This is a genomic window from Paraburkholderia sp. XV (genome assembly GCF_020177535.1).
Classification (GTDB): Bacteria; Pseudomonadota; Gammaproteobacteria; order Burkholderiales; family Burkholderiaceae; genus Paraburkholderia; species Paraburkholderia caribensis.
Genome location: NZ_JAGUUD010000190.1, coordinates 1 through 10040, shown reverse-complemented (window position 1 = coordinate 10040; position 10040 = coordinate 1). Strand labels below are relative to the sequence as shown.

Sequence of the window (10040 nt, the reverse complement as noted above, 5' to 3'; positions counted from 1 at the left end):
ATCTGCGCGCGAGTCGTTGCGTTGGTCGGGTTCATCGTCCTGTCCGGTGAGTTGCGCTTTCGTGCGCGCGAAGTGAGGCGAGCGAGATTCGATCCCGATATCGCCCTATCCGGTCCTGCTCGACGAAACACCCGCGCGCGAATCGCAGCGCGCCCGCCACGCCCGTCAGCACGCGGCATTCACTTGCAGATGAAGTTCTGCCGCGCAGCGCTTTTTACATGACGCGTGTAATTCGGGGCGCGCCAGAGCGCTTCGAGGCGCGCGCGATTCCAGAAAGAACTTTTCGCCGCTCGCCAGACGTTGAAAACGCACATGCTCAACGTTCGGCACAGCGGATGCTGAGACAACGACGTACGCTGCCCGGCATGCGAGCCGGACATGTAGCGCTCCACTTTCGCCACACCCTCACCTGCCCAGGGGACCACGATGAAAATTGCCATGATCAGCGAACACGCGTCTCCACTTGCGGTTGCGGGCGGCGTCGATAGCGGCGGTCAGAACATCTATGTCGCTCATGTTGCGCGCCAGTTGCAAAGAAGCGGTCACGAAGTCGATGTATTCACTCGACGCGACCGGGCATTGTTGCCGGTCATCTCGAACATGGACGGCGTGCGCGTTATTCATGTGCCGGCGGGGCCGCCACTGCAGCTTCCCAAGGAAGCGCTACTGCCCTACATGGGGGAGTTCGCGGACTTTCTGACTGGCTTCTTCCGGCGCGAACGTACGCCTTATCACGTGATGCACGCCAACTTCTTCATGTCCGGCCTTGCGGGGCTAAAAGTGAAACGCGCACTGGGCATTCCGCTCGTCACGACTTTTCATGCGCTTGGGCGCGTACGCCGGCTTCATCAGGGAAGCGACGACGGCTTTCCGGATGAACGCTTCGCGATCGAAGACGAACTGGTCAGGCATTCGGATGCCGTCATCGCCGAATGCCCGCAAGATGAAGCGGATCTTGTCGACCTCTATCAGGCCGATGCCGAACGCGTCGAGATCGTGCCGTGCGGATTCGATGCAGACGAATTCCATCCGATGCCGCGCAACGAGGCGCGCGCTTCGCTGGGATGGCCGCAACATCGGTTCATCGTCTTGCAGCTTGGACGGATCGTGCAGCGCAAAGGTATCGACAATGTGATTCGCGGCGTCGGCGTGTTGAAGACCCGGCATGGTCTCGATGCGCAGCTATATGTAGTCGGCGGCAATTCGGATGCGCCGAACGAAATCGCCACCCCTGAGATCGCCAGGCTGCGCGGCATCGCGCGGCATGCCGGCGTCGAACAGGCGACGACCTTCGTCGGACGGCGCGGACGCGAACAGTTGCGTCAGTTCTACAGCGCAGCGGATGTGTTCGTCACGACGCCGTGGTATGAGCCATTCGGCATTACGCCTGTCGAAGCGATGGCATGTGGGACGCCCGTGATCGGCGCGAACGTCGGCGGGATACGACATACGGTCAAGGAAGGCGAAACAGGCTGGCTCGTGCCGCCGCGCGATCCTGCTGCGCTCGCGATGCGCCTCGCAGCACTTCAGCGCGACCCCGCCCTCGCCCGACGCATGGGCGAGGCGGGCCTCGCCCGGGCGCGTACCGAGTTCACCTGGAGCGGCGTGGCGGCAGCCTTGCGGGCAGTGTACGCACGCGTGGCCGACATCGACACCGTGTCCGCTCGCAGCCGCGTCAATGAAACGCCGCGGTCGGCGGCGGGCGGCGCTGCGCGCTAGCGGCGCATCGTTCGAATGCAATCCACGTGAGGTAGCCCATGTTTACGCCTTCTGTCGATCATCGAAAGGCGGCTGTCTTTATCGACAAGGACGGTACGCTGATCGAAGACGACCCTTATAACGTCGACCCCGACCGCATGCGGTTCGCGCCCGGCGCCTGCGAGGCGCTGTCCGAACTGGCATGCTGCCCGTTCAGGCTGATCGTGATCAGCAACCAGAGCGGCGTCGCGCTCGGACGCTTCGAGATCGGGTCGCTCGATGCTGTCGAAGCGAAGCTGCACGACATGTTCGCCTCATGCGGCGCCACGCTCGATGGCGTCTACTGGTGTCCCCACCACCCTGCCGGCTCAGTCTCCGCATACGCACGGGCTTGCCACTGCCGCAAGCCCGCGCCCGGCATGCTGTTGCGCGCGTCGCGCGAACACAAGATCGATCTGCGCACGTCGTGGTTCATCGGCGATATTCTCGACGATGTGGAAGCCGGCAATCTTGCCGGGTGCAAGACGATCCTGCTCGACAACGGTCACGAGACGGTATGGGACCGCTCGCATGCCCGCGTGCCCACCGCCTATGCGCGCGATCTGCATCGCGCGGTGCTGATGATTCTTCACTATCACGAGCGTTCCCTCGCAGACACGTGCGCTGTTCCCGGGCGGGCGGCGTGATGAAGAGCCTTTCACTGGTTCCACCACCGCTTACCGCTCACGCGCGCGTGTCGGCGGCGGCGCCGCTTACGCGATGGGACAGCGACATAAAGCGAATTCTCTGTGTGCGCACCGACAATCTCGGCGACGTGCTGATGACGACGCCCGCGTTACGGGCACTGCGCAGTACCTGCCCGGACCGTCATCTGACCTTGCTGACTTCGCCTGCGGGCGCCGCCGTCGCCCCCTTTCTCGCCGATGTCGATGAAGTCATCCGCTATGACGCGCCTTGGGCAGGTGCGCGCCCGCCCCGCTCGCATCCCGCCGATTTCGCCATGCAGCAGAGGCTCCAGGAAGGCGAGTTCGACGCCGCGGTGATCTTCACCGTCTACAGCCAGAATCCCATGCCCGCCGCGACGATGTGTTATCTCGCGGGCATTCATCGGCGGCTCGCGCGTTGTCGCGAGAACCCGTATGCGCTGCTGAGCGACTGGGTGCGCGAGACAGAGCCCGAGCATGGCGTGCAGCATGAGGTCCGGCGGCAGCTATCGCTGGTGCAGGCAATTGGAGCGGACGCCGTCGACACGCGCATGCGCATGCAACTGCGCTCCATCGATCGCAGGACCCTCGACTCGATTCTCGCGCGGCGCGGCATCGATGCCGATACGCCCTACGCGGTGATTCATCCGGGTGCGAGCGCCGAATCGCGCCGTTATCCCGTCGAGCAGTTTGCACAAGCGGCCGCGCGACTGGTGCGCGCGACAGGGATGAACGTGCTGGTCACGGGCAGCAAAAGCGAGGCGCCGCTCGCGCATGCGCTCATCCATGCCGCCGGCCCTTGCGTGCGGCCGTTCATGCACGACCTGACGGACGCCTTCGAACTCGGCGCATTCGCCGCGCTGATCGAGCGCGCTACGGTGGTCATTTCGAACAACAGCGGGCCAGTGCATATCGCGTCGGCACTGGGTGCGCCTGTCGTGGATCTATACGCGCTGACCAATCCGCAACATGGCCCCTGGCAAACGCCGCACCGGGTGCTGTTCAACGACGTCGAATGCCGCTGGTGCTATCGCAGCGTGTGCCCCGAGATACATCACCGTTGTCTGCGAGGCATATCGGCCGCCGATGTCGCCGACGCTGCATTGGCGCTGATCGATGAGACAGGCGCGGCGCCGGTTTCTGCGCCGCCCGCCGACCATTCAATTGCAACCCCTACGGAATGACGCTCATGTACACACTCGGAATCAATGCGGTCTATCACGACAGCGCCGCCGTTCTGGTGCGCGATGGCGTCGTGCTGGCCGCTGCCGAAGACGAACGGTTCACGCACGTCAAGCATGCGAAGCGGCCCGTGCCGTTTTCCACCTGGCAACTTCCGTTCGATGCGATCGACTACTGCCTTGGCGCAGCGGGCATCACGCTGAAAGACGTCGATCACGTTGCCTACTCGTACGATCCGGCACTGTTCGCTGGTATGCCGAAGGAGCCGGGCGCGACGATTGCGCTGCCGTTCGATCCCACGCTGCACAAGATCACGAACCCATCGCAATCGCCGTGGGACCCGCTCTTTCTGAGCTACGTCGCAAATGCGAAAGCGCAACTGCTCGACGGCGCACCGCATCATCTGTCGAAACGTTTCAGGGACGTGGACCGCACCAGCGGATTCCGCTGGCATTTCGTCGATCACCACCTCGCGCACGAAGCCAGCGCCTTCCTCGCCAGTCCCTTCGAGGATAGCGCCGTGCTCACGATGGACGGGCGCGGCGAAGGCGTGACCACGAGTATGGGCCAGTTCGTCGGCGGCAAGTACACGCGGCTGCGCCAGGTGGAATTGCCGCACTCGCTTGGCCTGCTGTATGAGACCGTGACTGCATGGCTCGGCTTTCTGCGTTCGTCGGACGAGTACAAGGTGATGGCCCTCGCGTCGTACGGCAGGCCTGCGTATGTCGATCAATTCCGCGAGATCGTCAGAACGCAGCGGGACGGCACCTATACCGTCGATGCGCCGCGCCTCGTCGAACGGTTCGGCGCGCCGCGCGAACGCGGCGGCCCGCTCGAACAGCGGCACTTCGACATTGCCCATTCGTTGCAATGCGTGCTCGAAGAAACCGTGCTGCACCTCGCGCGCTGGCTTCATCGGCAGACGGGGCTGACACGGCTGTGCATGGCGGGCGGCGTCGCGCTCAACTGCGTGATGAATTCTAAGGTGCGCGATCTCGGGCCGTACGAAGAAGTATGGGTGCAGCCTGCTGCCGGCGACGCGGGCACGGCGCTCGGCGCAGCCTTGTGGACGGACTATCGCGAGCGCGGCGACGACACTCGCCATTGGACGATGGATCATGCGTATCTCGGTCCTGCGTACGGCGACGACGAAATCGAGCGCTTTCTGCAATGGTCGAAGATTCCTTACCGGCGAGCGCACGATGTCATCACCGAAACCGCCGACATGCTCGCCGCGAACAAGGTGATCGGCTGGTATCAGGGGCGCACTGAATTCGGGCCACGCGCCTTGGGCGCCCGCTCGATTCTCGCTTCGCCGACCGACCCGGGCATGCAGGCCAAGCTCAACGAGATCAAGGACCGCGAAGATTTTCGGCCCGTCGCGCCCGTGGTGATGGAAGAACACGCCGCCGACTGGTTCGTCGGTGGACAGCGTGCGCCATTCATGCTCTTCGTGTTCGATGTGCGAGAGGAGCAGGCCGCGCGCATTCCAGCCGTGCGGCACGTGGACGGCACGGCGCGCGTGCAGACCGTGAACCGCGCGCAGCACGCGCTCTACTACGATCTGCTCGATGCGTTCCGGCAACGCACGGGCGTGCCCGTGCTGGTCAACACGTCGTTCAACACGCGCGGGGAGCCGATGGTCAATTCGCCGCGCGATGCGGTCGAATCGTTCTGGACCTCGCCGCTCGACGCGCTCGTAATCGGCCCGTTCATCGTCGAGAAGGCGGGTTCCGGCGTGACGGGCGCGTCGGCAAATGAGGCTGGACGATGAACGCACGCACTGACGGCGCAATATCGGCGGCATCCGGTGCGACGGCTGGACCTATGCATGATGCGATCTCTGTCGTCGTGCCGACGTACCGGCGGCCCGCGTTACTCGGCATCTGCCTGGCTGCGCTGGCCGCACAAGACCTTGACGTGACGCGCTACGAGGTCATCGTGTGCGACGACGGTCCCGACGACGCGACGCGGGAGGCCGTCGAACGTTTCGCGCAACGGTGCGCATCGGTCCGCGGCATGACAGTGCGCTATATCCCTGTCACCGCCACGCAAGGCCCCGCCGGCGCGCGCAACGCAGGATGGCGTGCTGCGCGGTATCCACTCATCGCATTTACCGACGATGACACGATCCCCGATCCACACTGGTTGACAGCGGGTATCGACGCGCTTGCCACGGGCGCGGACGCAGCGTCCGGCGCGATCGTGGTGCCGCTGCCGGACGCGCCGACCGATTACGAACTCGATACAAGCGGCCTCGCGCGCGCCGAGTTCGCCACGGCCAATGCGTTCGTGCGCCGGGCCCGGCTTGCCGCGCTGGGCGGTTTCGACGAACGGTTCACGTCCGCATGGCGTGAAGATTCGGACCTGCAATTCGCGATGCTGCAAGCGGGCGCCAGCGTAATTCATGCCGATAAGGCGGTGGTCGTCCATCCCGTCCGTCCGGCGCGATGGGGCGTAAGTCTGTCGCAGCAGAAGAAGAGCCAGTTCGAGGCGCTGCTATATCGCAAGCATCCCGCGTTGTACCGGCAGCGGATCGATACGGGACCGCCGCTGCGCTATTACGCGATCGTGGCGAGTCTGCTGTGCGCCGTGATCGCAGCGCTCGCAGGCCAGCAGCGTCTGGCCTTGCTCGCGCTCGCAGTGTGGGTTGTGCTGACTGCGGCGTTTTGCGGCGCGCGCCTGCGTCATACGCGCCGCGACCTGACACATATTGCCGAAATGGCATGGACATCTGCGTTGATTCCGTTTCTGTCCATCTACTGGCGCCTGCGCGGCGCGCTCCGCTACAAGGTGTTCTTCCTGTGAATTCCTTTTTCGAACGACTCGACCCCCAGCGCATCGTAATCTTCCGCGCGCTGCAACTCGGCGACATGTTGTGCAGCGTGCCCGCCCTCCGTGCGCTCCGCCGCGCCGCGCCGCGTGCGCATATCGCGTTGATCGGTCTGCCCTGGGCACATGCCTTCGTCGACCGCTTTCCAGATCTGCTCGACGAACTGATCGAATTTCCGGGTGCGCCCGGCTTTCCCGAACAGCGTGAAGACGAGACTGCACTGCCCGCGTTTGTCGATGCGATGCGCGAACGGCATTTCGATCTCGCGATTCAATTGCACGGCAGCGGCGGCGTAGCGAACGACATCGTTTGCAGCTTCGGTGCGCGCGCCAATGCGGGGTTCGTGCAGCATGACGAGATCCAGCGTTCTGGCTGCTTTATCGAATGGCCGGACATGCTGCCTGAGCCACACCGCTATCTCGCGCTGACCAACGCGATGGGCGCGCCGTGGGAAAGCGATGCGCTCTCGTTCGACCTGACAGTGCCCGACCAGGCCGAACTGGACACGCTGGTCGCCACTCACGGCATCGAGCCGCATCGCCTCGTACTGATTCACCCCGGCGCGCAATTGCCATCGCGACGCTGGCCGGTGGCACGCTTCGCCGAAGTCGCCGACGCGCTTGCCGCCGACGGCTGGCAGATTGCGATCACAGGCACGGCCAGCGAAGCCGAGCTGACGGCTGCCGTGCTCGGACTGATGGCAGCGCCCGCCCTGCATCTCGCCGGGTCGACCTCGCTGGGATCGCTGGCCGCGCTGGTCGAGCGGGCGCGGCTCGTCGTCTGCAACGACACGGGCATCTCGCACATCGCGGCTGCCACGCGCACGCCGAGCGTGGTCATCGCGTCGGGCAGCGACACGCGCCGTTGGGCGCCGCTTGACCACGAGCGGCATCGCGTGCTGGCTGACTATCCGTCTTGCCGCCCCTGTGCATATCGCACCTGTCCTTATGGACACGAATGCGCGCTCAACGTCTCCGTGCCGCAGGTCACGAGCACGGCCCGCGCGATGCTCGCGCGCGACCCCGGCGCGCATCCCGCCGCATCATGCCTGCTGCACGCGGCGAAGGCGACCGTGATTCCGATTCGCGAGGAGACCCGCCATGTTGCATAGCTGCCGCCGCCTGCGGGTGCTGACCTGGCATGTCCACGGCAATTACCTGTACTACTTGAGCCAGGCGCCGCACGACTTCTTTCTCGTCACGAAGCCAGGTTACCCGCCCGGCTACGCAGGTGCGAACGGCTCGCTGCCGTGGGGCGGCAATGTGCATGAGGTCGGGATCGACGAAGTGGCGACACGCGATTTCGACGTGGTGCTGTACCAGCATCGCGAGCATTGGGAGCATGACCGCGAAAACGTGTTGTCCGCCGCGCAGCGCCGCTTGCCCCGGGTGTACATCGAGCACGATCCGCCGATGGAGAACCCGTATCAGCAATGGCACTGGGTTGACGACCCCGGCACGCTGCTCGTGCACGTCACGCATTTCAACCAGCTCATGTGGGATTGCGGCGCGACGCCCACTCGCGTGATCGAGCATGGCGTAGTCGTGCCCGAAGGCGTGCGCTATAGCGGCGAACGCGAGTGCGGGATCGTCGTCGTTAACCATCTCGCACAGCGTGGGCGGCGCCTCGGCGCGGATGTGTTCACGCAGATGCGCTCGCAGGTGCCGCTCGATCTGGTCGGCATGGATGCGCAGAGTTGCTGCGGTATCGGCGAGATCGGCAATATGGAACTGGCCGCATTTATCGCGCGCTATCGCTTCTTTTTCAATCCGATCCGCTGGACCAGCCTCGGGCTTGCCGTCGTGGAGGCAATGACGATCGGCATGCCTGTTGTCGGCCTTGCGACGACCGAACTGTCGACGGTCATCCGCAATGGCGAAAACGGCTTCATTCATACCAGCAACCAGGCGCTGTGCGATTCGATGCATATGTTGCTTCGCGATCCGTCATTGGCGCGCGTGCTGGGCGCAAACGCACGGCGCACGGCGCTGGAGCGCTTCCATATCGACCGTTTCGTGCAGGACTGGCACGACACGCTCACTCAGGTCACGGCCTGAGATTTTGCCAGGAGCACGATCATGAAAGAGGTATCGCGCAAACGCATCCTCGTCACGGGCGGCGCAGGTTTCCTCGGCTCGCATCTATGCGAGCGCCTCGTCGCGCAAGGACACGACGTGCTGTGCGTGGACAACTTCTACACGGGCACGAAGGACAATATCGCGCATCTGTTCGACTGCGCGAACTTCGAACTGATGCGCCACGACGTCACGTTTCCGCTCTATGTCGAAGTGGACGAAATCTATAACCTCGCTTGCCCCGCGTCGCCGATTCATTATCAGCACGACCCCGTGCAAACCACGAAAACCAGCGTGCACGGCGCAATCAACATGCTGGGCCTCGCGAAACGCGTGAAGGCGAAGATCTTTCAGGCATCGACGAGCGAAGTGTATGGCGACGCGCGCGTGCATCCGCAGACGGAGGACTACTGGGGACACGTGAATCCCATTGGCCCACGCTCCTGCTACGACGAAGGCAAACGCTGCGCCGAGACGCTGTTCATGGACTATCGCCGCCAGCATGGACTCGACATCCGCATTGCGCGCATCTTCAATACGTATGGGCCACGCATGCATCCCGCCGACGGGCGGGTCGTGTCGAACTTCGTGATGCAGGCGTTGAACGGCGAACCGTTGACCGTATATGGCGATGGCTCCCAGACGCGCTCGTTCTGTTACGTCGACGATATGATCGACGCGTTCATCCGGCTGATGAACCTGCGGGAATATCCAGACGGTCCCGTCAATCTCGGCAATCCGCATGAAGTGTCGATGCTGCAGATCGCGCGACAGATCGTCGAGATCACGGGCTCGAAGTCGAAAATCGAGTTTCGTCCGCTGCCGATCGACGACCCGTGGCACCGGCAGCCGGATATCACGCGCGCGACGCAATTGCTTGCATGGAGGCCCGTGACCTCGCTCGAGGCGGGCCTGGCGAAAACGGTCCCTTATTTCTCGGCGCATTCGTATCCGGTTTCACGTGCGGCGGCCACGCAGACCGGACCCGCCGAGCCCGTGTTGCAGCGCGAACGCGCACACACCGGCCTCGCTGCAGGCACCTGCTCTCCTTCGCATGGTGCGACAGCGGAATGAGCGGCTTGCATCGATACGCATCTGACTTCTTATGGACAGTGCTCATCGTGCGCTGCATGAATCATCTGGAGACGTTGCCAGCATTCGCCGCGCCGCGCCTTGCCGCAACGCCGGGTCAACGCAGCGAGCCCAAGGTGTTGAAGTAATGCTCGATGCGGGACAACGCGTAACGAGCCGCATGATGACGGATTTCGTTGCGGCTGCCGGAGAAACGCCGTGTTTCTGCAAACGTGACGATGCGACCATCGCGCATGCGGTACGCCCATGCGAAGCATGGTGTACCTGGCGGCGGTCCGTCCGATGGCGATGCGTCGGCAACCCCCGTGTTGGCTATGGCAACATCGGCGCAACTCGCCTCCTGCTGCAATGCGCCTTCCGCCATCTCGCGGGCGACGGCTTCGCTCGTCAGGCCATGTGCCTGCATGGTCGCGTGCTGTACGCCGAGGAAGCCCGCCTTGCCCGACGGGGAATACG

The 10040-nt window shown here is 64.0% G+C and carries 9 protein-coding genes; 8 read left to right on the top strand and 1 reads right to left on the bottom strand.

Going from position 1 to position 10040, the window contains the following annotated elements; translation table 11 throughout:
• Nucleotides 1–426: 426 nt before the first annotated feature.
• The 8 genes from KFO72_RS40130 to KFO72_RS40095 are packed head-to-tail and all read left to right on the top strand — an operon-like array spanning nucleotide 427 to nucleotide 9566.
• Nucleotides 427–1719: a glycosyltransferase family 4 protein gene (locus tag KFO72_RS40130; protein WP_225034415.1), complete on the top strand. Its 1293-nt coding sequence runs from the start codon at nucleotides 427–429 to the stop codon at nucleotides 1717–1719.
• A gap of 38 nt (nucleotides 1720–1757) precedes the next feature.
• Nucleotides 1758–2384, top strand: coding sequence for a D-glycero-alpha-D-manno-heptose-1,7-bisphosphate 7-phosphatase (locus KFO72_RS40125; RefSeq protein WP_225034413.1), 627 nt, complete (start codon nucleotides 1758–1760; stop codon nucleotides 2382–2384).
• The gene (locus tag KFO72_RS40120; RefSeq protein WP_225034412.1) at nucleotides 2384–3586 is read left to right on the top strand and encodes a glycosyltransferase family 9 protein; all 1203 of its coding nucleotides are present in this window, start codon (nucleotides 2384–2386) and stop codon (nucleotides 3584–3586) included. Before KFO72_RS40125 ends, KFO72_RS40120 begins: the two co-directional genes overlap by 1 nt.
• 5 nt (nucleotides 3587–3591) lie before the next feature.
• The gene (locus KFO72_RS40115) at nucleotides 3592–5358 is read left to right on the top strand and encodes a carbamoyltransferase (protein WP_225034411.1); all 1767 of its coding nucleotides are present in this window, start codon (nucleotides 3592–3594) and stop codon (nucleotides 5356–5358) included.
• Nucleotides 5355–6392, top strand: a complete 1038-nt coding sequence (locus KFO72_RS40110) for a glycosyltransferase (protein ID WP_412101832.1) — start codon at nucleotides 5355–5357, stop codon at nucleotides 6390–6392. Before KFO72_RS40115 ends, KFO72_RS40110 begins: the two co-directional genes overlap by 4 nt.
• Nucleotides 6389–7528, top strand: a complete 1140-nt coding sequence (locus KFO72_RS40105) for a glycosyltransferase family 9 protein (RefSeq protein WP_412101831.1) — start codon at nucleotides 6389–6391, stop codon at nucleotides 7526–7528. The genes KFO72_RS40110 and KFO72_RS40105 overlap by 4 nt, the downstream gene beginning before the upstream one ends.
• Nucleotides 7518–8474, top strand: a complete 957-nt coding sequence (locus tag KFO72_RS40100) for a glycosyltransferase family 4 protein (RefSeq protein WP_225034409.1) — start codon at nucleotides 7518–7520, stop codon at nucleotides 8472–8474. The genes KFO72_RS40105 and KFO72_RS40100 overlap by 11 nt, the downstream gene beginning before the upstream one ends.
• Before the next feature lie 21 nt (nucleotides 8475–8495).
• Nucleotides 8496–9566: a UDP-glucuronic acid decarboxylase family protein gene (locus KFO72_RS40095; RefSeq protein WP_225034408.1), complete on the top strand. Its 1071-nt coding sequence runs from the start codon at nucleotides 8496–8498 to the stop codon at nucleotides 9564–9566.
• A 115-nt stretch (nucleotides 9567–9681) separates the two neighbouring features.
• Here the strand turns inward: KFO72_RS40095 and KFO72_RS40090 are convergent.
• Nucleotides 9682–10040: CinA family protein (locus KFO72_RS40090; protein ID WP_225034406.1), on the bottom strand; the 359-nt coding region annotated here is incomplete at its 5' end.

What these genes read in the sequence shown, in the direction of transcription:
- KFO72_RS40130 (WP_225034415.1), top strand. Translation starts at nt 427, where the DNA reads ATGAAAATTGCCATGATCAGCGAACACGCGTCTCCACTTGCGGTTGCG.
- KFO72_RS40125 (WP_225034413.1), top strand. Translation starts at nt 1,758, where the DNA reads ATGTTTACGCCTTCTGTCGATCATCGAAAGGCGGCTGTCTTTATCGAC.
- KFO72_RS40120 (WP_225034412.1), top strand. Translation starts at nt 2,384, where the DNA reads ATGAAGAGCCTTTCACTGGTTCCACCACCGCTTACCGCTCACGCGCGC.
- KFO72_RS40115 (WP_225034411.1), top strand. Translation starts at nt 3,592, where the DNA reads ATGTACACACTCGGAATCAATGCGGTCTATCACGACAGCGCCGCCGTT.
- KFO72_RS40110 (WP_412101832.1), top strand. Translation starts at nt 5,355, where the DNA reads ATGAACGCACGCACTGACGGCGCAATATCGGCGGCATCCGGTGCGACG.
- KFO72_RS40100 (WP_225034409.1), top strand. Translation starts at nt 7,518, where the DNA reads ATGTTGCATAGCTGCCGCCGCCTGCGGGTGCTGACCTGGCATGTCCAC.
- KFO72_RS40095 (WP_225034408.1), top strand. Translation starts at nt 8,496, where the DNA reads ATGAAAGAGGTATCGCGCAAACGCATCCTCGTCACGGGCGGCGCAGGT.